Source organism: Rhodococcus sp. 05-339-2, assembly GCF_002258965.1.
In the GTDB taxonomy this organism is placed as follows: domain Bacteria; phylum Actinomycetota; class Actinomycetes; order Mycobacteriales; family Mycobacteriaceae; genus Rhodococcoides.
On sequence record NZ_NOYW01000020.1, the window covers coordinates 317,285 to 338,682 of the forward strand.

Sequence of the window (21,398 nt, forward strand, 5' to 3'; positions counted from 1 at the left end):
TTGTCGCGATTCGGCCCTAGTGCTGGTTGTACTAGCCGCTTACTCGAAACTGTAAACCCATTCGAAACACGGAACTAATTCGACTCGAGGTTCGTACGCTGCCGAAATCCGGTGTTAGGTTTGCCTTCCCAATTGCCGCAGGCACTTTCGGCCGGATCTCTGCATCAATTCAGACACCGTGATTGGATGGTTCACCATGAACGAAATCGACTGGAAGACGTTGCGCGACAATGCTCATGAGGCAATGAGCCGTGCCTACGCCCCGTACTCGAACTTTCCGGTCGGAGCCGCAGCTCTGGTGGACGACAATCGGATAGTCACCGGGTGCAATGTGGAAAATGTCTCATACGGTTTGGGGCTGTGTGCGGAGTGCGGGTTGGTCTCGAACCTGCACACGACCGGCGGCGGCAGACTCGTGGCCTTTTCGTGCTGCGATTCCCGACGTGAAATTCTGATGCCGTGCGGGCGATGCCGACAGCTGCTGTACGAGTTCGGCGGCCCGGATCTGCTCGTCGACACCGTCTCGGGACCGGCTCGACTGGCAGAGTTGCTCCCGAATGCTTTCGGCCCCGACAACCTCGACGAAGGACGCGTGAACAACCATGCATGACGCCGTATCGATCATCAGCGCCAAACGCGACGGGCGGGTTCTCGACGACGAACAGATCGAATGGGTGATCGCGGAGTTCACCCGCGGATCCGTCGCGCCGGAACAGATGTCGGCTCTCGCGATGGCCGTTCTGTGGCGCGGACTGTCGCGTCGCGAGCTCGGTACGTGGACGAACGCGATGATCGCGTCGGGCACACGAATGGACTTCTCGACGCTGCCGCTGCCCACCGTCGACAAACATTCGACCGGTGGTGTCGGAGACAAGATCACGCTGCCGCTGGCTCCGCTCGTCGCCGCCTGCGGGGCCGCTGTGCCGCAGCTGTCCGGTCGAGGACTGGGCCATACCGGCGGAACGCTCGACAAGCTCGAGTCGATCCCCGGGTGGCGGGCGGATCTGAGCGGTGACGAGATGCATCGCATCCTCGCCGATCCGGCGATCGGTGCTGTCGTGTGCGCTGCCGGTGCCGATCTGGCCCCCGCCGACAAGAAGCTCTACGCCCTACGAGACGTGACAGGAACGGTCGAATCCATCCCGTTGATCGCCAGTTCGATCATGAGCAAGAAGATCGCCGAGGGCACCGGGGCGCTCGTGTTGGACGTCAAGGTGGGTGCAGGCGCGTTCATGAAGAACGTCGACGACGCACGCGAACTCGCGACCGCGATGGTCGAGCTCGGAACCGACGCGGGCGTACGAACTCTGGCGGTGCTGACCGCGATGGACACCCCGCTCGGGCTCACCGCGGGCAACGCGCTGGAGGTTGAGGAATCGGTGGAGGTACTCGCCGGAGGTGGGCCGGCCGACATCGTCGAGCTGACGATCACGCTGGCCCGCACGATGCTCGCCGCGGCCGGGATCGAGGGCATCGACCCCGCCGACAAACTCGCCGACGGTTCGGCCATGGATCGGTGGCGGACGATGATCGCCGCGCAGGGCGGCGATCCCGATGCCGCACTACCCGTCGCCCGCGAGAGCCAGGACTTCACCGCCGCCACCGACGGTGTCGTCACCGGATTGGACGCGATGGGCGTCGGACTGGCGGCGTGGCGGCTGGGCGCGGGCCGCGAGCGACAGGGTGAGCCGGTGCAGGCCGCCGCCGGTGTCCGATTGCACGCCAAGCCCGGCGATCGGGTGCGTGCAGGAGATCGGCTGGCGACGCTGTACACCGATACTCCCGAGCGCTTCGAGTATGCGCAGCAGGCACTCGAATCCAGCTGGGAGATAGGGGCCACGGCCCCGCAGCCGAGGCCCCTCGTGATCGACCGCATCGGCCGGTAGCAGCCTCCGTCAGATCAGGTTCCCTGCCTCGGTCAGAACGCTGCGCAGGATCTGCTCCATCTCGTCGAACTCCTTCTGACCGCAGATCAGTGGCGGAGCCAGCTGCACCACCGGGTCGCCGCGGTCGTCGGCGCGGCAGTACAGGCCTGCGTCGAACAAGGCCGTCGACAGGAAGCCGCGAAGGATGCGTTCGGCTTCGGCGTCGCTGAACGTCTCCTTCGTGGTCTTGTCCTTGACCAACTCGATGCCGTAGAAGAATCCCTCGCCGCGCACGTCTCCGACGATCGGCAGGTCGTGCAGTTTCTCGAGCGTCGCACGGAACGCCGGTGCACTGTCCGCGACGTGCGCGTTGATGCCCTCGCGCTCGAAGATGTCGAGATTGGCCATGGCCACGGCGGCGGAGACGGGGTGGCCGCCGAAGGTGTACCCGTGCGCGAAGCTCGATTTGCCGTCGTCGAACGGCTCGAAGAGCTTGTCGGAGGCGATCATTGCGCCGATGGGTGAGTAGCCCGAGGTCATACCCTTCGCGCAGGTGATGATGTCCGGCACGTAGCCGAAGTCGCTGCAGGCGAACATCGACCCGATCCGGCCGAAAGCGCAGATGACTTCGTCGGAGACGAGCAGAACGTCGTACCGGTCGCAGATCTCACGGACCCGCTCGAAGTATCCGGGCGGGGGAGGGAAGCAGCCGCCGGCGTTCTGAACCGGCTCGAGGAACACCGCGGCAACCGTGTCCGGGCCCTCGAATTCGATGGCCTCGGCGATCCGGTCCGCTGCCCAGATTCCGAACGCCTTGGGATCGGTGTCCAGGGGAGCGGGGGCGCGGTAGATGTTGGTGTTGGGCACTCGGAACGCGCCCGGTGTCAGCGGCTCGAACGGTTCCTTGAGCGCAGGGATCCCGGTGATGGCCAGCGCGCCCTGCGGGGTGCCGTGGTACGCGATGGACCGCGAGATCACCTTGTGCTTACCGGGCTTGCCGACCTTCTTGAAGTACTGCTTGGCGAGCTTCCATGCGCTCTCGACGGCCTCGCCGCCGCCGGTGGTGAAGAAGACGCGATTGAGATCGCCGGGGGCGTACCCGGCGAGCCGCTCGGCGAGCTCGATCGCAGGTTCGGTCACGTACGACCACAGGGGGAAGAAGGCCAACTCCTTGGCCTGCTTCGCGGCAGCCTCGGCCAGTTCCTCTCGGCCGTGCCCCACCTGCACCACGAACAGCCCCGAAAGACCGTCGATGTAGCTCTTGCCGTTCGAGTCCCAGATGGTCGACCCTTCGCCGCGGGTGATGATCGGGGGAGTGACCCCTGCGCCGTGGCGGGTGAAGTGGCCCCACAGATGCTTGGCTGCGGAGGCGTCGAGCTCGGATGTCGTTCGCGTCATCGTGTTCCCCAATTGTATTGCTGCTTGACGAGTTTGAGATAGACCAGCGTTTCGGTGCTGGTGACACCGTCCAGACTGCGGATCTGTTTGTTCAGGATCTGCAGGAGTTGTTCGTCGTCCTCGCACACCACTTCCACGACGACGTCGAACGACCCTGCGGTGAGGACGACGTAGTCGATCGCGTCGATCGCCGACAGTTCCTCGGACAGTGCGTAACTGTCGCCGGTGCACCTGATGCCGATCATGGCCTGGCGCTTGAATCCGACCTGTACCGGATCGGTCACCGCGACGATCTGCATGACACCGGAGTCCGTCAGGCGCTGAACTCGTTGGCGGACAGCCGCTTCCGAGAGTCCGACGGCTTTGCCGATGGCAGCGTACGAGCGACGCCCGTCCTCCTGGAGTTGCTCGATGATCGCCTTGGAGACGTCGTCGAGTGCGATGGGTGGTTGCTCGGGCATGGATCGATCTTGTCACTGTGGTGGCCGTGAACACAACCCGTCGACGATGAAAAGCGTGTCATTTCTCGATCGATACGACAGAATCCGTTGTCGAAAGGCCGGAAACGGAGAGAATCCGTGGATCTGACGGTACTGTCGCAGGCATGGCGAACATTCCTGGTTGTTGGATCGGTGGACGCTCGGCGGACGGTAGCGGTGATCGGTACGAGATCGACGATCCCGCGACCGGAGCGGTCGTCGCCGAGGTGGGTCTGGCCACCGCCGCCGACGTCGATTCGGCTCTCGCGCATGCCCGATCGGCCTTTCCCGCATGGTCCACCGCCACCCCCGCGCACCGCAGTGCCGTGTTGACGGAACTGGCGCGGCTCGTGGCCGCCGACGCGGAGAACTTCGTGTCCGAGGAAGTGGCACAGACCGGCAAATCCTCAAGACTGGCAAGGGAATTCGACGTTCCTGGCAGCGTCGACAACATCGAGTTCTTCGCCGGAGCGGCGCGGCACTTGGACGGCAAGGCCGCTGCGGAGTACTCGGGTGAGCACACCTCCGCGATCCGTCGCGATGCCGTCGGAGTGGTCGGTTCGATCACGCCGTGGAACTATCCGCTGCAGATGGCGGTGTGGAAAGCGATTCCTGCGTTGGCGGCCGGATGCTCCATCGTGCTCAAACCCAGTGAGCTCACCCCGCTGACCACGTTGCGGCTGGCGCGCCTGGCCACCGAAGCAGGCGTTCCCGACGGGGTGTTCAACGTGGTCACCGGAACCGGTCTCGACGCAGGCGTCGCGCTGTCATCCCACGCGGGTCTGGACCTGATGACGTTCACCGGCTCCACTCCCGTCGGCAGGCGCGTGATGGCGCAGGCCGCCGCGCACGGCACCCGCGTGCAGCTCGAGCTCGGCGGCAAGGCACCGCTGGTGGTGTTCGAAGACGCAGATCTCGACGCAGCCATCCACGGAGCCGTCGCAGGATCGTTGATTAACGGCGGCCAGGACTGCACGGCAGCCACCCGCGCCATCGTCGCCGAATCCCTGTACGACGACTTCGTCGCCGGAGTCGCCGAGTTGATGGGACGCGTCGTGATGGGAGACCCGACCGATCCGGCGACCGACATGGGATCGTTGATCTCCCTCACGCACCGCGATCGTGTTGCCGCCATGGTGGATCGGGCTCGCGCCACCGGAGCCAGGATCGTCACCGGAGGCCGTGTCCCGGAGGGTCCGGGTGCGTTCTACCCGCCGACCCTGATCGCCGATGTCGGCGAGCAGGACGAGATCTATCGCGACGAGGTGTTCGGCCCGGTGCTCACGGTGACGAAGCATCACGGAGACGACGATGCGATCCGACGCGCCAACGACACCGAGTTCGGACTGGCCGCCTCCGCCTGGACCAGGGACGTGTACCGCGCGGGCCGAGCGACGCGGGAGATCGCCGCCGGCTGTGTGTGGATCAACGACCACATCCCGATCATCAGCGAGATGCCACACGGCGGGTTCGGGGCCTCGGGGTTCGGGAAGGACATGTCGAGCTACTCTCTCGACGAGTATCTGACCGTCAAGCACGTCATGACCGATATCACCGGTGTGGCTCGAAAGTCCTGGCACCGAACGGTGTTCGCTTCGGCCCATCCCGAGGCACAGGGGGATGCCCGATGAGCGCGTCATGGGCAACCGCCCCCACCGACCGCGGCGTGGCGATGGTGGCGGGCGCGGCACCGGAGTCCTACTGGCTCGACCGTCCCGAACGCCCGGCACCACGGCCACGGCAGATGGGTTCGGCAGCCGCGGATCTGGTGATCGTCGGCGGCGGGTTCACCGGATTGTGGGCGGCTCTGCAGGCGGCGGAGGAGAATCCGAAGCGGTCGATCGTCCTGCTCGAAGGCGATCGAATCGCCGAGGGCGCAACCGGGCGCAACGGCGGCTTCTGCGCGGCCAGCCTGACGCACGGACTGAGCAACGGACTCGACCGCTACGCCGACGAACTACCCGAGCTGCTGCGCATGGGCACCGAGACGCTCGATGCGATCTGCGCGACTGCCGAGAAGTACGGAATCGACGCCGACATCGAACGCACCGGCGAGCTCGACATCGCCAATTTCGACTGGCAGGTGGACGACCTGCGGGAGCTCGGCGACGAGGGGAGACGACTGTCGCAGGCGATGGAATACCTCGATGCCGCGGCAGTGCGGTCCAGAATCGCCTCACCCATGGCGCGCGGCGCACTGTTCGACCCCGACGTCGCGATGATAGATCCCGCCAAACTCGCGTGGGGCCTGGCCGACGCGGCCGAGTCGCTCGGCGTTCGGATTCACGAGAACACCAGGGCTCTGTCGATCGGCAAGTCCGGCAACGGTATTCGAGTGAAGACGGGATACGGCACCATCGAGGCCGCCAAGGTTTTGCTCGCCACCTCGGCATCGAAGTCGTTGCGTCGCAGGCTCCGTCACTGGATCGTCCCGGTGTGGGATTACGTGATCATGACCGAACCGCTGACGTCTGCGCAGCTCGCCGACATCGGCTGGTCCGGTCGCGAAGGCTTGGCCGACTGCGGCAACAGATTTCATTACTTCCGGTTGACGGCGGACGATCGTATCCTGTTCGGCGGGTGGGACGCGCACTACTTCTACGGTAGCGACACCGACCCACGCCGAACCCAACATCCCGAAGAGTTTGCATTGCTCGCCGAACACCTGCTGCAGATGTTCCCTGGCCTCGAAGGAATCCGTGCCACCCATGCCTGGGGCGGGTCGATCGACACGTGCTCGCGGTTCAGCGCCTTCTGGGACCTCGGACTGAACGGACGGGTGGCCTCGGTGGCCGGATTCACCGGCCTCGGCGTCGGCGCGTCGCACTTCGGGGCCCGCACCGCCCTCGATCTGCTGGACGGCAAGGAAACCGAACGAACACGACTGAAGATGGTGCGCAGCAAGCCGCTGCCGTTCCCACCCGAGCCCATCAGATCCATCGGCATCAACGTCACCCGCGCCGAGTTCGCCCGAGCCGACCGCAACGGCGGCAAGCGCGGCCTGTGGCTCAAGGGAATGGACGCGCTGGGTCTGGGCTTCGACAGCTGACAGAGCGGCTTCGCCGCACGTGCACGGAAACTCGACCTCTGCTACGAATTTCCGCTCACATGCGGCGCAGCCGCTCTACTCGTGCGGGACGACGACCACCGGCACCGGGGCGGCCCGCAGAATCTTCGCTGCGCTCGAACCGAGGAACACCCGCTTGGGAGTCGCCAGTCGACTCGAGCCGAGGACCAGCACATCGCCCGGCTTCCAGTCGAGGTTGCCCATCGCCTCGTCCAGCGTCGACCCGTCGGCGACGACGGACTGCAGGCCGTCGATATCGGGGAGAGCGCGAACCGCCCGATCGAGATTGTCCTGCGCGGCGGAAACCTGTCGCCGACGGGTGTCCAGTGACGTCTCGTCGCTCGGAGCCCCGGTCGGTTCGAGCGAGACCAGCGACACCAAGCGCACCGGCACGTGCGCCGCGCTGGCAAGGGTGATGGCGAAGGGCAGCGGATTCGGGGCAGAGGCCCGAGTGGGGACGGCGACGGTCAGGTCGGTGATCGGAGCGCTGGAGAGCCGGTAACCCCGAGGGGCAAGGGCCAGCGGTACCTCCGACGCATGCAGCAGTTGACTGGCGACCGACCCGATCGAGTGCCGGTTCAACAGACCGTCACCGGCACCACCGACGACGATCATGTCGGCATCGGTGTTCACCGCGAAGTCGATCAGGGCACGGGCGAACGACTCGTGGGTGAGCACGTGCGTGGTCACCTCGATGCCCGACGGCACCTGGGCGGCCGCGTCGTCCACCCAGCCTCGCGCCTTGGCCTCGAGAACCTTCCGGTACGGTCCGCTGCCCTCCATGACGGGTTCGTCCACGGCCATGACCAGCACGATGTCGATGGAGGCGTCGAGGGCACGGGCGAGGGCGGTGGCCAGGGCTACGCCGTCGTCTCCGCTGGGGGTGGCGAGGTAGCCGACGGTGATCTTCATGAGCTCGGTGTCCTTCTCTGCTAGTAAGTGTCCGGAACCTTGACTTCGGTGGACGCGGTGAGTGTCTTGCCCTGGAAGAAGTCCTTGTTGCCCACGAAGCACAAGAGCATGAGCGGAATTCCGAGTACCAGCATGCCGACGCCGAGAACGAACACTCCGCCGATCGGACCGTAGACGGTGTAACCGTAGTCGGGCTTGATCATGTCGACCGCGCTCTGGACGAACGCCCATGTCATCGACAATCCGCCGAGAAGTGGAAAGATGCCGCGCATGAACAGGTTTCGGACGGACGAGAACAGGGTCCGACGGAAATACCAGGTGCACGCGTACGCGGTGATGCCGTAGTAGAACGCGACGGCCAGTCCCAGCGACGCCACCGAATCCTGCAGTGCGTTGGCGCTGACGAAGGTCAGCACCAGGTAGAACATCAGGGCCGCGGCCCCCATCACGAGCGTGCCGAATCCGGGCGTCATGTACTTGGGGTGCACGCTGGCGAACCGCTTGGGAATCGCCTCGTACACGGCCATCGACAGTGTTCCGCGGGCCGTGGGCAGGATGGTCGTCTGCGTCGAGGACAGTGCCGAGATGGAGACCGTCAACAGCAGCAGCGACGCCACGATCGAGCCGGCGACCGGATCGCCGAGAATGGTGAGCACATCGTCGACGTTGTCCGGATTGTTCAGGCCGATTCCGGTGTCGCCGAACCCGGCGAACGACTGCACGGCGTATCCGACCAGCACGTACGTCGCGACGAGAATCAGTGTGGTGATCACTGCGGCCCGGCCCGGGGTCTTCTCCGAATCCTTGGTCTCCTCGCCGACGGCCAGGCACGCATCCCATCCCCAGTAGATGAAGATGCACAGAATGATGGCCTGGGCCGCGTCGGACATCGTCACCCCGGTGGGGACCAACCAACTCCACTCGGGGGTGATGGCCTGTGGTCCCGCGGTGCCCGTGCCCACCTTGACCAATGCCGTCACCGACACTCCGATGAGCACACCGAACTGCACGACGAGCAGCACGTTCTGCATCCGTTCGCTGATGAGGATGCCGCGAAAACTGACGTAGGTCATCGAGACGATGAAGAACGAACCGAGGGCGACCTTGGCCGCGGTCGACTCCGCCAGGTCCGACAGGCCGAGGAACTCGAACAGGTAGATGGCGGCGATCTCGGCAACGTTGGCGAGCACGATGATCGCCGAGACCGCCAGCCCCCATCCCGCCATCCAGCCCACCCACGGGCCGAACGCCTTGGTACCCCAGGTGAACGACGTTCCGCAGTCCGGGGTGTCGCGTCCCAGCTCTCGGTAGGCGAAGGCCGTGAGCAACATCGGGACGAACGCGATGAGGAACATGGACGGCGCTTTGTCGCCGACGGCCAGAACGACGTAGCCGAGGGTGGCGGCCAGACTGTATGCCGGAGCCACCGCCGACAGCCCGATGACGATGTTGCCGACCAACCCGAGAGCGCCGGTGTTGAGTCCTTTACCCGGAAGGGTGTTCGGCGGTTCCACAGTGGACATAGGTCTCTCCGAAGTTCGAGTCGACCGAGCACGTCGGAGGGGGGACCCGACAGAATCGGCCGCGTGTGTGGGATGAACACTACGATTTCCGTCGCCGATTCGCTGTGTATCGACGGAATTGTTTTCATTGGAGTAACAATGCAACGGAATGGGTCGCGCAAGCGGCGGGGTTCGCCGAAATCCGTGGACTCGCCGATGGGCTTCGGCGGACGCGCGTGCGCGAGGGCCGCACGCTACCGTCGTCACATGAGCACCGCGGAGAACACTCAGTCCTCGATCGGTGGCAGTGCGCCACTCGATCTCGCGTCGATCAGGACCGCTCCCAAGGCGTTGCTGCACGATCACCTCGACGGCGGACTCCGCCCGCAGACCGTGTTGGAGCTGGCCGAGGAATGTGGTTACGACGATCTTCCCGCCACCGACGGTGCAGCATTGGGCGAGTGGTTCCGCGACGCCGCGGACAGCGGCTCCCTCGTGCGGTATCTGGAGACGTTCGCGCACACCGTCGCCGTGATGCAGACCCCGGAAGGGCTGTTCCGAGTGGCGCGCGAATGTGCCGAGGATCTTGCCGACGACGGGGTCGTGTACGCCGAGGTGCGCTTCGCTCCGGAGCAGCACCTCGAGCGTGGCCTGACTCTCGACGAGGTCGTCACCCACACTCTCGCCGGTTTCGAGGCGGGTATTTCCGCCGCCAAGGTGCGCGGCAAGAACATCACGATCGGCACCTTGCTCACTGCCATGCGGCATGCGGCGCGGTCGCGGGAGATCGCCGAACTGACGGTTCGCTTCCGCGACCGCGGCGTCGTCGGCTTCGACATCGCCGGTGCCGAAGCGGGCTTTCCTCCCAGCCGCCACCTCGACGCCTTCGAGTACATGCGAGCGAGCAACGCGCACTTCACCATTCACGCGGGGGAGGCGTTCGGTCTGCCGTCGATCCAGGAAGCAGTGGCGTTCTGCGGCACCGACAGGCTCGGTCACGGAGTACGAATCACCGACGACATCACCACCGGTGACGACGGCACACCGCAACTCGGTCTGCTGGCCGCCTACGTCCGCGACACCAGGATGCCCCTCGAGCTGTGCCCCAGCTCCAACGTCCAGACCGGTGCCGTCGAATCGTTGGCGACGCACCCGTTCGATCTGTTGGCCCGAGCGCGATTCCGGGTCACCGTCAACACCGACAACCGGTTGATGAGCGATACCTCGATGAGTCGCGAGATGGCCAAGCTGGTCGAGACCTTCGGCTACGGCTGGAGCGATCTCGAGAGATTCACCATCAACGCGATGAAGTCGGCGTTCCTGCCGTTCGACGAGCGGCTGGCCCTCATCGACGACGTCATCAAGCCCGGTTACGCAGTGCTCATCGGCTGATGCCGCGGACCGAGCCGGCTGCTACTTCTTGCGCAGCCGGCTCTCGAACTCACGCTCGAGTACCCGCCACGCCTCGGCCTCGACGTCGAACGGTGCGCTCGGGGCGAGCCGATCGGGGCTGGGTTCGAGGGTGTACGAGACGTACCAGCCCAGCGGGGTGGATGTGGCGAGAGCCTCGTCCACGGAGTCGTCGCCGGCGAAATCGGCTGCGTCGGTGAACAACTCGACAGCGAGGTCGAGTTGGTCGACGTCGACTGCAGTGGGGCCTTCGGCGAGGTCGTCGGCCAGACCTGGCAGCACGTACACGTTGTCGTCGGTGACGGTGATGTCGAGGGATCCGTCGATGGCCGCGGTCTGAACGTCGGAGTAGGTACTGACCTGCGCCAGGTCGTGATCGTGGTCGTCGGCGAGATACCGGGCCAGCGACCGCTCGGAACCGAAGACGCTGATGGCTCCGCCGCGACCGAGGAACACCGGCTTGTCACCGAGGTAGCACCGCAGGGTGTACAGGGTGTCGTCCGAGGTGATGATGCGAATCGGGTCGATGCCCACGGTGGTCCAGAAGGTCTCCTCGGCGGCCGCCGCGGCGATCGGATCACGGTCCACCTCGGCAGAGTCGTCTTCGTCTTCGTCGTCGTCGTCCGAATCGGAGTCGATGTCGTCCGTGACGTCGTCGGCGTCGACGGCGTTCTCGGCCGCGGCGGTGATCTCGGCTTCCGCTACGGCGACGGCAGCGGAGTCGACAGCGGGGGAGGTGACGATGGAGTCGACGGCGTCGAGCACGTCGTCCCAGTGCTTGGCGACAGCCGCTCCGATGCGGTCCCAGAGTTCTCCGCCCTCGCGACCGAGGAAGTTCTCGACGCCTCCGCCGACGGCCCCGACGAATGGGTTGGAGCCGAAAAAGCTTGTGACGGGGCGCAATTCGCAGACATCGCCGATGGAGGAGACGATGTCGAAGGTGGCCTGCAGTTCGGCGAGAACGTCGGCCTCGGGGTCGGAGGCCACCAGCTCCGGTACCGCCACCAGATCGAAGCGGTGCAGATCGTCGGGCTCGAGTTCGTGTGCGGCGAGTGCGGAGACCACCTTCCACGACGGATGGTCGACCAGATCGTTGTCGTCGTCGGATCTGACGAATGCCGCGAGCTCTGCGACGCTCGAGAAGCCGTACAGGTCTTCCTCGTGTCCGAGAAATGCCTCCCACTCGTCGTCGCCTTCTCGCCACTCCGGTGCCCACAGCGTCGAGAAGTCACCTGCGGTGAGACCGAGTTCGATCGGGATGATGTCTCCAGCCATGGCGCGAAGCCTATCTCAGGAGTCTGTGAACGAACCCCGCAGACTTTGCAGGATCGTCTCGCGCTGCTCGAGCGCCGCAGCGGCGGCCTCTGCGGCCGCTGCGGTGATCGTCGACGCGAGTGCGTGGGCGGCAACCGATCCGAGGTTCTCGGCGAGCTCGAGCTCGACCAGGGCTCCGGATCCGTCGGCGACGACAGTGACCAGGTTGTCCGGCGAGGTGAGTCGAATCCTGATGCGGTCCAGGCGCTCGTGCGTTTCGCGGAGCGCATCGAGCCGGTCCTGGGCGCTGCCGACCAAAGTGTCGAGGTCGGTGGTGCGGGCGTGGGTCATACCTGCTTCAACCAACTCGTGGGTGCGGAGTCCTCTGCGAGATTCTCGTTCGCCTCGGCAGCGACTCGGGCAAGGGTGGGCAGACCGAGGCGATCGAGAACCTCGGTGGGAACGCCGTCCTCGGCGAGAAGCGTTCGGCGCCGAGCGCGGGCAGCCGCGCTGGCCCGTTCGCAGTGCTGGAGAATCGTCGACGCCAATGCGCCTCCGCCGTAGCGCAGTTCGCGCTCGTCGATGACGATTCCGATCGGCAGTCCGTGTTCGGTGGCACGCACCGTCACCGATCCCGATCGAGTACCCGACACCGCGCTGACGACGGTGGTGTCCGAGTCCGTCATCGTCTGACCCCTCATTCGGTCGGACGGTAGAAGCCCTTGAAGCCCATACCGCTGTTGGTCGTTCTGATCGGTCCCACCTGCACGGGGTCGCCTGCCTCGACGAGCTGACCGTTTCCGATGACCATGGCCACGTGCCCGTCCCAGACTGCGAGGTCACCGGGCATCACCTCACCGGGTGCCACGGCGGATCCGATGTCCTGTTCCTGTGCCAGACGCGGGATCTCGATGCCCTGCTGCGCGTACGCCCACTGGGTCAATCCGCTGCAGTCGAGCCCGCGGCCCGGCGTGGTACCTCCCCACGCGTAGGGCACACCCTGTTGGGTCAGTGCGCTGCGGACGGCACCTGCGGCTTCGGCGTTGGGTGCGGTGACGGTACTGCCGTCGGGCAACCGCACCTCGACGCCGCGACCGGCGCTGTCGGTCGACCGGGAAGAATCGGCGGCCGGATCACCCAGATAGTTCAGTGCGCCACCGCCACCCGGCACGTCGGCTCCGGTAGCAGGGGAGGACAACGACTGCGCGAACGTCTTCGCCAGCTTCTCGCCTGCCTCGATCACCTGTGATGTCGCGGGTGAGGTCATGAGATTCGAGGGTGCGCCGGAGGCCGGTGTCGGTTCGCCGCCCACGGGGGCGGGAACCGTGGGCGGAACGGCCAGTTCACCGACTTTCGTGGTGTGGACGGCCAATTCGCCGCGAACCCTGGACACCACCACGAGAGCTCGCTCGAGGTGCTCGATGGCCGCCGTGATCAGCATGGTCTGCCCCGGCGGGGTGGCGATGATCGGCCCGGCCGACAGTGCGATTCCCACGAACGACTGCACGATCGCCTGCAGCTCGAGGAAGCCTTGGTTGGTGTCGCGACAGGCCCGATCGACGACGGCAGCGATGTCGTCGGCGTGGTCGGCGAGAGCGACGGCGCTCGTATGAGCGTTCTCGGCGTAGCGAACTGCCGCATCGGCGGCCTCACCGTTCCAATTCGCAGCGAGCTCGGTGACCGCGACCCTGCCGATTCCCCGAGCCGCCTCGATCGCTGCCGAGGACACCCGCAGCACGTCGGCCGGCCCCCCGGTGGGGAGCGCCCCGTTGCCGAAGGCCCCGAGCAGATCGACGATGGGACGGGCCAGCAGATCGATCATCGGCGCTTACCGCGCGTCCGTCGCGACACCGGCGGCCGAGGCCGCAACGGTTGCGCCGGTGCCGGCGTCGGTGAGGGCGTACGAGACCGCGGATGCAGTGGCCGCGGAGCCGATGCTCGCCACCGCGCCGGCCAGGCGCACCACGGCGTCGGTGTGCGCCAGATGGGTGCCGGTGACGGCGCCGAGAAATTCCTGTCCGATCAGGCCGAAGACCGGAGCCAGCACAGCGGGGCCGCACGCGGCGGCGGCAGCACCTGCCGCCGCGATCTGCTCGGCCATGGTCGACGCCACCGCACCGTATGCGAGGACCCCCTCGGTTTCGACGACGAGCTCGGCCATCTCTGCCCCCTGAGAATGCAATCGATTCACGGTCGCCGAGTGCGACGCCCAACTGGTTCGACGCGGGTACGCGCTATTCGGTTCCCCCGAGTTGCCGTTCGCGCCCCGCCGCGCAGGTCCTATCCTGGTCGGCATGGAAACACACGTGGTCGATCACCCACTGGCCGCAGCCCTGCTCACCACGATGCGGGACGAGCGCAGCGACAACGCCACGTTCCGGTCGGCTCTGCGCCAGCTCACCCACATGCTGGTCTACGAGGCCACCCGCGATGCCGCGATCGACACCTTCGAGGTTCGGACACCCGTCGCGGTCACCGAGGGAACCAGGCTGGCTCGACCGCCGTTGCTGGTTCCGGTTCTGCGTGCGGGCCTCGGCATGGTCGAGAAGGCCAGCAGCCTCATCCCGCAGTCCGGCGTCGGTTTCGTCGGGATGGCCCGAGACGAGGAAACGCACCAGCCCGTGCCGTACATGGAGTCCCTGCCCGACGATCTGTCGAGGACGCCCGTCTACGTATTGGACCCGATGCTCGCCACCGGCGGATCCATGGTCCACACGATCGAACTGCTCGTCGGCCGCGGCGCGGCCGACGTGACCGCCATCTGCGTCGTTGCTGCTCCCGAAGGGGTTGCCGCCCTCGAAGCGTCGGGTCTGCCGGTGCGGCTGGTGGCCGCGAGCATCGACGACGGCCTCAACGACAACGCCTTCATCGTTCCCGGCCTCGGCGACGCGGGCGATCGTCAGTTCGGCCCGCGCTGACGAACGCTGCCGCGCCGAGTCTGGTCCTCGGCGTCTCGTGGCCGTCGGCGGCGTCACCTGCACCGCAGCCCGGCTTGCGGCTGCTCGACGTCGCCACCGAGCAGATCGAGTTCCGCGAACTGGTCGGTCGCACGCTCGGATTCCGTGCGCCGGGTGCGTCGACCGATCGGTACTGCACCGGGCGCATGGCATTTCGGGCCGACGGCCCGCCGCGCTACGTTCCGTGCCCCGGCCGGGAGCGAGCCGTCGCGTCGGGGCAGTGCGCGTCGTGCGCGGACAAGGACAGCTTCCGATTCGTGCACACCGTGCATCGCAGCGGGTTCGTCTCCCGGGATCTGGAAAAGCATGTCATGCAACCGCATTGGTTGTATCTGGCAGCGTTCGCCAACGGCACCTTCAAGATCGGGACGGCAGCGGACACCCGTAAATGGGGCCGATTGGCCGAGCAAGGTGCCATCTGCGCTCGGTACGTCGCTCACGCGGACGACGGAAAGGTCGTCCGAGTGGCCGAGGATCTCGTGACCGAATCGATGGGACTACGGCAGGCGGTGCGGTCGGCCGCGAAGGCCGCCTCGCTGTGTCTGCCGATCGACGTCGACAGGCTCGACGCCGCCGCCGCTGCCAGGGCCGAGCAGGTCCGCGAGATGCTGACCGAGGCAGGCATCGCCGGATGCACGCCGGTCGACGAGCGGTGGGCCCCGCCCGCAGGCCGGGAAGCGTTGAGCGAGAACGTCAGCCGCGTCGCCTACCCCGCCGACATCGCAACCGGATCCCACGGTCTCGAGATCAGGACCTGCGTCGGGCAGGCGGTGATCGCGACCGTCGACGACGAGACCTACGTCGTGGATCTGGCGGCGCTGAAGGGTCGGCGAATCGAACTGGGGGCCTTCACGTCCGAACTGCCTGCGGTGCAGTCGGCGCTGTTCTGAGGGTTCCTCGACGCCTAGAGGTGTTGAGCGTAGTCGGTCAGTTCGGCCAGGATCTCGGCTGCTGCCGCCCGCGCTCTCGGCAGGTCCTCTCGGCCGTCGACCTGCTCGATCACTTCGAGGTAGGCCTTGAGCTTCGGTTCGGTACCGGACGGTCGCACGATCACCCGCAGCCCCGATCCGCTGATGTCGACTGCGTCGGTACGTAATTCGTCCTCGCGCTGGGCGTAGTCCACAACGGTGACGGCCCGACCGGCCAATTCGGTCGGCGGTTCGGTGCGGAGCCGGTCCATCATGTTCGCGATCTCGGCGAGGTCCTGCACCCTCCGCGAGACCTGTGCACCCAGGTGTACGCCGAACTCGACCGCGAGGTCGTCGAGCACATCGAGCAGGGTGCGGCGCTCCTGCTTCAGGCCGGCGGCCAGGTCAGCGAGTACCACGGCGGCCGAGATGCCGTCCTTGTCGCGCACCACCGTCGGATCGACACAGTGTCCGATGGCCTCCTCGTAGGCGTACACGAGGCCCTCACCCGCACGGACGAGCCACTTGAAGCCCGTCAGGGTGCGGGCATAGCGAGCGCCGCGCGCCGGGGCGAGCGCCGAGAGCAGTTGTGACGACACGATCGTGTTCGCCACCAACGGGTCTGCGGGACAATGGCTCAGCAGGTGATTCGCGAGGAGGGCACCGGTCTCGTCGCCGGTCAGCATGCGCCAGCCGTCGGGCCCGGGAACTCCGACCGCACAGCGGTCGGCATCGGGGTCGAGTGCGATCGCGATATCGGCGTCGATGTCGGCCGCCAGTGCGAGCACCGCGTCGGCCGCGCCCGGTTCCTCGGGGTTGGGGAACGTCACGGTCGGGAACGCGGGGTCCGGTTCGAATTGGTCCTCGACCACCCGGATGTCACGGAACCCCGCACCACGCAGTGCGGCCGTCGCGAGCTCGCCACCGACACCGTGCAGGGGAGTCAGCGCGATGCGGATGTCTCGACGCGTCGAACGTGGCAGTGCGACAACGGAGTCGAGGTATCGCGCTGCGATGTCGGAGCCGCCGGGCTGCACGATCGCGCGCGGGATCTCGACCGCGTCGGCCGTGGCGGCGATGAGTGCTTCGATCTGGGCGTCACTCGGCGGGATCAATTGCGAGCCGCCGCGTAGGTACACCTTGTAACCGTTGTCGGCCGCAGGGTTGTGCGACGCCGTGATCTGTACGCCGAGTTCGGCGTCGAGTGCCCGCACAGCGAAGGCGACGACGGGGGTCGGCAGTGGCCGCGGCAGCATCACCACGGAAAAGCCCTGCGCGGAGAAGACTTCGGCGGCCGCGACAGCGAACTGCTCGGATCCGTTTCTGGCGTCGCGACCGACCACAACGGTTGACCCGCCGAGACCGTTCTCGATCAACCACGCCGCGATGCCGGCCGAGGTTTTCGTCACCACCGCCACGTTCATCCCGTTCGGTCCCGCGCGCACCGGGCCGCGGAGCCCCGCGGTGCCGAACGTCAGGGGACCGCTGAACCTGTCGGCGAGTTCGGCGTCGGACAGACCGTCGAGTTCCTCGCGGGCGACGGGGTCGGGATCGCCTGCGATCCATCGTTGCACCCGCTCGGTGAGCTCCTCGGTCACAGGCGTGAAACCAACTCGTGCAACAGCGCTCCCATGCGAGCGGCGGAATCCTTACCGGCAGCGAGCACTTCGGTGTGATCGAGGTGTTCGCCGGTCATTCCGGCAGCGAGGTTCGTCACCAGAGAGATGCCGAGGACGCGAGCGCCCTTCGCGCGAGCGGCGATCGTCTCGTGCACCGTCGACATCCCCACGAGGTCGGCACCGAGCGTGCGCAGCATCTTGATCTCGGCGGGCGTCTCGTAGTGGGGGCCGGGCAGGCCGGCGTAGACGCCGTCCTCGAGCGACGGGTCGATCCGTGCCGCGAGCGCGCGAAGTTCGGGAGAGTACGCGTCGACCAGATCGACGAATTCGGCACCGACGAGGGGCGAGCGAGCCGTGAGATTGAGGTGGTCGGAGATCAGCACGGGCTGCCCGACGCTCATACCGTCCCTGATACCGCCTGCAGCGTTGGTCAGCACGACGGTCGTGGCACCGGCGGCGATCGCGGTCCGCACGGGATGCACGACGCGTCGTAGATCGTGGCCCTCGTAGGCATGAGTGCGTCCCTGCAACAGCAGTGTGTGGGTACCGCCGACGTCCACCGAGGTGATGGTGCCGGAATGTCCCGACGCCGACGGCGGCGCGAAACCGGGCAGGTCGGCCATGCGCACGGTCGCGGTGGGGGAGCCGAAGACGTCGGCTGCCGCCTGCCATCCGGAACCGAGAACGATGGCCACGGTGTGGGTATCGACCCCGGTTGCTGCGGCGAGTGCGTCGGCGGCGGTGCGTGCGGCACCGTCGGGATCGGTCACGGGGTCGGTCGTATGTGCGTCGGTGGTTGCCACGATGAACAACAGTAGGAGATCGACGACACGGATGTGCGACCGGCGGAAGTTACCGTTGGGTAGTATTCGCTGCATGCCTTATCTCGAACGCGACGGCGACGTCCACATCCTGTTCCTCGGTGCCCAGGACGGAGCGGACAATCCAGAGAACCGTTTCCACCCGGACTGGATCGACACCACCCACGCGTTGCTCGACGAGGTCGAGGCCTCGGAGGGCCCGGCGGCTCTGGTCACCACGTCGGCAGGCAAGTTCTACAGCAACGGTCTCGATACCGACTGGCTGTTCGCCAACCTGGACAAGATCACCTGGTATCTCGACCGCGTCCACACCCTCTACACCCGGTTGCTCGCTTTCCCGATGGCCACCGTCGCAGCTGTGCAGGGGCATGCATTCGGTGCGGGCGCGATGTTCGCCACCTCGCACGACTTCCGTGTCCAGCGCGCCGACCGAGGCTTCTACTGCCTGCCCGAGGTGAACCTGAACATGCCGTTCACCGTGGGAATGTCTGCTCTGATCAACTCCCGGCTGCCCAAGCAGACCGCCGTCGAAGCCATGACGACCGGTCGCCGCTACGGCGGTGCCGACGCAGTGGCCGCCGGAATCGTCGAGGCGACGGCATCGGAGGAGACGCTGCTGTCCGACGCGGTCGCGAAGGCGGCGGCGCTGACGAGCACCCGGGGTGCGAACCTTGCCGGGATCAAGAGTCGTATGCACGTGGATCTGCTCGCCGCGCTGAACACCACGACAGACGACAGCAACTTCAGCTTCGGGAAGTAGCAGGACCGTCGTCACCCGCGACTCGGCACAGCTCTGTTCCGACACTCGGTCGCGCTAGTGACACACTGTCTCTCGTGATCGACGAATCGAACAGTGCTGCCGTGGGCGAGGCGATGGACCGCGCCCTGGCCGACGCCACCGACGAAGTGGTCGCGCTCTCGCACTCGATCCACGCGGAACCGGAGCTGGCGTTCGCCGAACATCGCAGCGTCGCCAAGATTCTCGATACCCTCCGGGCGCACGATTTCGAGGTCGAGACGGCCGTTGCAGACATGGACACCGCCTTCACCGCGTCGTTCGGCAGCGGCGATCTGGTGATCGGTATCTGTGCCGAATACGACGCTCTACCCGAGATCGGTCATGCGTGCGGGCACAACATCATCGCGGCCTCGGCTGTGGGTGCTGCGCTTGCGCTCGCTCCGGTCGCCGACGCTCTCGGCATCACCGTGCGAGTGCTCGGTACCCCGGCCGAGGAGACCGGCGGCGGCAAGGTGTTGATGCTCGAGCGAGGAGTGTTCGACGGCGTCGGCGCGGCGTTGATGGTCCATCCCGGTCCCTTCGACATCGTCGGTGCGACGTCGCTGGCGCTGGCGGACATCGCCGTCGAGTTCACGGGCCGGGCCGCACACGCGTCCGCCGCTCCCGAGTGGGGGATCAACGCAGGCGATGCGGTGACCATCAGTCAGGTGGCACTCGGGCTACTGCGGCAGCACCTCGCGCCGGGTCAGCAGCTGCACGGCATCGTCAGTGACGGGGGTGCGGCCCCGAACATCGTGCCCGGCCACGCGGAGTTGCTGTACTACCTGCGCGCGAACACCACCGAATCGCTGCACGCTCTGACCGCGAAGACGTACGCGTGTTTCGAGGCAGGAGCGATCGCCACCGGGTGCACTCACGAGATCCGTACGGTGTCGCCGACCTACGCGGCGTTGACGCCGGATCCGTGGCTGGTCGCGGCATTTCGGCAGGAGATCGAAGCGCTGGGCCGATCGCCCCTCGCTCCGGATTTGGAAGGATTTCGCCCGTTGGGCAGCACAGACATGGGAAACGTGACGAATGTTCTACCCGGTATCCATCCCGTCGTCGGACTCGATGCAGGAGGGGCGGTGACGCATCAGCCGGAGTTCGCCGCCGCGTGCATCACGCAGTCGGCCGATCGGGCATTGTTCGACGGAGCCCTCGGTCTCGCCAGGACCGCTGCGCGTGCCGCCGCCGATCCCGGTACCCGCGCTCGTCTGCTCGACGGCGTGATCGCCCGCTCGGCGGCGCAGTCGTGAGTACCCGAGAAGACGCAATCGATCGGTGGATTCACGCGCACACGGCCGACCTGTCTCTGTGGCGTCGGCACATTCACGCCAATCCGGAACTGGCTCGCCGCGAATTCGGCACCACCGCATTCGTGATGGAGCATCTCGAAGCAGCGGGCCTGTCACCCAAGCCGCTCCCCGGCGGAACAGGGTTGATCTGCGACATCGGACCCGACGGTCCCCGGGTGGCGTTGCGGGCGGACATGGACGCCCTGCCGCTGCAGGAGAACACCGGCGCGGTGTACTCGTCGACCGTGCCTGGGGTGTCCCACGCCTGCGGGCACGACGCACACACCACGGTGTTGCTCGCAACCGGGTTGGCGCTGGCGTCGCTGCCGGACCTGCAGTACGGGGTGCGTCTGATCTTCCAGCCCGCCGAGGAGGTCATGCCGGGCGGTGCGCTCGACGCGGTGGCCGCGGGAGCGCTCGACGGCGTCACCAAGATCTTTGCGCTGCACTGTGATCCGCGGCTCGAAGTGGGGCAGGTCGGCCTACGTCTCGGTGCGATCACCTCGGCGGCGGATACCGTCGAGCTGCGGCTGGATTCGCCCGGCGGGCACACCTCGCGGCCACATCTGACCACCGATCTCGTGTACGCGCTCGGCACCGTCATCACCGGCCTTCCCGGAATGTTGAGCAGGCGAATCGACCCGCGGACCAGCACGGTCATGGTCTGGGGAGCGGTGGTCGCCGGCCAGGCTCCCAACGCCATACCGCAGACCGGCATGCTGACCGGCACCGTCCGCACCGGCGACCACGAGACCTGGGCATTGCTCGAACCGTTGGTCCGCGAGATCGTCACCGGATTGCTCGCACCGACCGGGGTCCGATTCGAGCTGCACTACCGTCGCGGCGTGCCTCCCGTGGTCAACGATCCGGAGTCGACGCACACGTTCGAGAAGGCCATCGGCCGGGTCGGACCCGACGCGCTGGCCGATACCGCGCAATCCGGTGGCGGTGAGGATTTCTCGTGGTACCTCGAACGCGTGCCGGGCGCAATGGCTCGACTCGGTGTGTGGCCGGGTACCGGACCACAACTCGACATCCACCAACCCACCTTCGATCTCGACGAACGAGCACTGGCCGTCGGCGTGAAGGTGATGACCGCAATCGCGCTGGATCCGAACTAGAGGTGGGGG

Annotated in this window: 21 protein-coding genes; 10 read left to right on the top strand and 11 right to left on the bottom strand. The window is 66.5% G+C overall.

The annotated features are described in order from the left end of the window. Positions 1–196: 196 nt before the first annotated feature. Together CH273_RS24155 and CH273_RS24160 are read left to right on the top strand one after the other, a co-directional pair. Entirely contained in the window at positions 197–610 is a 414-nt protein-coding gene (locus CH273_RS24155) for a cytidine deaminase (protein WP_032398212.1), read from the top strand. Then, positions 603–1,886 (top strand): thymidine phosphorylase, encoded by a 1,284-nt coding sequence (locus CH273_RS24160; RefSeq protein ID WP_032397461.1) that lies wholly within the window; start codon positions 603–605, stop codon positions 1,884–1,886. The genes CH273_RS24155 and CH273_RS24160 overlap by 8 nt, the downstream gene beginning before the upstream one ends. A 9-nt stretch (positions 1,887–1,895) precedes the next feature. On the opposite strand, the gene CH273_RS24165 is transcribed toward CH273_RS24160, so the two are convergent. Then, on the bottom strand, positions 1,896–3,263 hold the full coding sequence (locus CH273_RS24165; RefSeq protein ID WP_032397460.1) for an aspartate aminotransferase family protein: 1,368 nt from the start codon (positions 3,261–3,263) through the stop codon (positions 1,896–1,898). Continuing rightward, complete coding sequence (locus CH273_RS24170) at positions 3,260–3,724, bottom strand: Lrp/AsnC family transcriptional regulator (protein WP_032397459.1); 465 nt, start codon at positions 3,722–3,724, stop codon at positions 3,260–3,262. Before CH273_RS24170 ends, CH273_RS24165 begins: the two co-directional genes overlap by 4 nt. Positions 3,725–3,867: 143 nt before the next feature. On the opposite strand from CH273_RS24170, the gene CH273_RS24175 reads away from it, so the two are divergent. Both CH273_RS24175 and CH273_RS24180 read left to right on the top strand, forming a co-directional pair. Further along, positions 3,868–5,373 (top strand): gamma-aminobutyraldehyde dehydrogenase, encoded by a 1,506-nt coding sequence (locus CH273_RS24175; RefSeq protein ID WP_032397458.1) that lies wholly within the window; start codon positions 3,868–3,870, stop codon positions 5,371–5,373. Beyond that, positions 5,370–6,791 (top strand): NAD(P)/FAD-dependent oxidoreductase, encoded by a 1,422-nt coding sequence (locus tag CH273_RS24180; protein WP_032397457.1) that lies wholly within the window; start codon positions 5,370–5,372, stop codon positions 6,789–6,791. The genes CH273_RS24175 and CH273_RS24180 overlap by 4 nt, the downstream gene beginning before the upstream one ends. 75 nt (positions 6,792–6,866) lie before the next feature. Here CH273_RS24180 and CH273_RS24185 read toward each other — a convergent pair whose 3' ends face one another. Then, on the bottom strand, positions 6,867–7,721 hold the full coding sequence (locus CH273_RS24185; protein ID WP_032397456.1) for a universal stress protein: 855 nt from the start codon (positions 7,719–7,721) through the stop codon (positions 6,867–6,869). A gap of 20 nt (positions 7,722–7,741) precedes the next feature. Continuing rightward, positions 7,742–9,244 carry an APC family permease gene (locus tag CH273_RS24190; protein WP_032397455.1) on the bottom strand — a complete coding sequence of 501 codons (1,503 nt, stop codon included), beginning with the start codon at positions 9,242–9,244 and terminating at the stop codon, positions 7,742–7,744. Positions 9,245–9,490: 246 nt separating this feature from the next. Between CH273_RS24190 and CH273_RS24195 the strand changes: the two genes are divergently transcribed. Then, complete coding sequence (locus CH273_RS24195; protein ID WP_045200020.1) at positions 9,491–10,615, top strand: adenosine deaminase; 1,125 nt, start codon at positions 9,491–9,493, stop codon at positions 10,613–10,615. Positions 10,616–10,636: 21 nt separating this feature from the next. On the opposite strand, the gene CH273_RS24200 is transcribed toward CH273_RS24195, so the two are convergent. From CH273_RS24200 to CH273_RS24215, 5 genes are read right to left on the bottom strand one after another with little or no spacing between them, the layout of a single operon-like run. Next, a complete protein-coding gene (locus CH273_RS24200) occupies positions 10,637–11,908 on the bottom strand; it encodes a hypothetical protein (protein WP_032397454.1) in 1,272 nt (423 codons plus the stop codon). 15 nt (positions 11,909–11,923) lie between these two features. Further along, a complete protein-coding gene (locus CH273_RS27840) occupies positions 11,924–12,238 on the bottom strand; it encodes a YbaB/EbfC family nucleoid-associated protein (RefSeq protein ID WP_045195821.1) in 315 nt (104 codons plus the stop codon). Next, the gene (locus CH273_RS24205; protein ID WP_032397453.1) at positions 12,235–12,573 is read right to left on the bottom strand and encodes a hypothetical protein; all 339 of its coding nucleotides are present in this window, start codon (positions 12,571–12,573) and stop codon (positions 12,235–12,237) included. The genes CH273_RS27840 and CH273_RS24205 overlap by 4 nt, the downstream gene beginning before the upstream one ends. Before the next feature lie 11 nt (positions 12,574–12,584). Beyond that, complete coding sequence (locus tag CH273_RS24210) at positions 12,585–13,709, bottom strand: C40 family peptidase (RefSeq protein WP_032397452.1); 1,125 nt, start codon at positions 13,707–13,709, stop codon at positions 12,585–12,587. 6 nt (positions 13,710–13,715) lie between these two features. After that, the gene (locus CH273_RS24215; RefSeq protein WP_032397451.1) at positions 13,716–14,048 is read right to left on the bottom strand and encodes a type VII secretion target; all 333 of its coding nucleotides are present in this window, start codon (positions 14,046–14,048) and stop codon (positions 13,716–13,718) included. Positions 14,049–14,181: 133 nt separating this feature from the next. Between CH273_RS24215 and upp the strand changes: the two genes are divergently transcribed. Both upp and CH273_RS24225 read left to right on the top strand, forming a co-directional pair. Beyond that, a complete protein-coding gene (gene upp / locus CH273_RS24220) occupies positions 14,182–14,805 on the top strand; it encodes a uracil phosphoribosyltransferase (protein ID WP_032398209.1) in 624 nt (207 codons plus the stop codon). A 74-nt stretch (positions 14,806–14,879) separates the two neighbouring features. Then, the gene (locus CH273_RS24225; protein WP_230596985.1) at positions 14,880–15,734 is read left to right on the top strand and encodes a DUF2797 domain-containing protein; all 855 of its coding nucleotides are present in this window, start codon (positions 14,880–14,882) and stop codon (positions 15,732–15,734) included. A gap of 14 nt (positions 15,735–15,748) precedes the next feature. Here the strand turns inward: CH273_RS24225 and CH273_RS24230 are convergent, their stop codons facing one another. Continuing rightward, a complete protein-coding gene (locus CH273_RS24230; RefSeq protein WP_032397450.1) occupies positions 15,749–17,350 on the bottom strand; it encodes a phospho-sugar mutase in 1,602 nt (533 codons plus the stop codon). Beyond that, positions 17,347–18,249, bottom strand: a complete 903-nt coding sequence (locus CH273_RS24235; protein ID WP_371828388.1) for a purine-nucleoside phosphorylase — start codon at positions 18,247–18,249, stop codon at positions 17,347–17,349. Before CH273_RS24235 ends, CH273_RS24230 begins: the two co-directional genes overlap by 4 nt. Between CH273_RS24235 and CH273_RS24240 the strand changes: the two genes are divergently transcribed. The 3 genes from CH273_RS24240 (at position 18,248) to CH273_RS24250 (ending at position 21,389) form a co-directional block, all read left to right on the top strand. Then, entirely contained in the window at positions 18,248–18,952 is a 705-nt protein-coding gene (locus CH273_RS24240; protein WP_032397449.1) for an enoyl-CoA hydratase/isomerase family protein, read from the top strand. The genes CH273_RS24235 and CH273_RS24240 overlap by 2 nt on opposite strands. A gap of 113 nt (positions 18,953–19,065) precedes the next feature. Next, positions 19,066–20,229 carry a M20 family metallopeptidase gene (locus CH273_RS24245; protein WP_032398206.1) on the top strand — a complete coding sequence of 388 codons (1,164 nt, stop codon included), beginning with the start codon at positions 19,066–19,068 and terminating at the stop codon, positions 20,227–20,229. Beyond that, the gene (locus CH273_RS24250) at positions 20,226–21,389 is read left to right on the top strand and encodes a M20 family metallopeptidase (RefSeq protein WP_032397448.1); all 1,164 of its coding nucleotides are present in this window, start codon (positions 20,226–20,228) and stop codon (positions 21,387–21,389) included. The genes CH273_RS24245 and CH273_RS24250 overlap by 4 nt, the downstream gene beginning before the upstream one ends. The last annotated feature ends 9 nt before the right edge of the window (positions 21,390–21,398 follow it).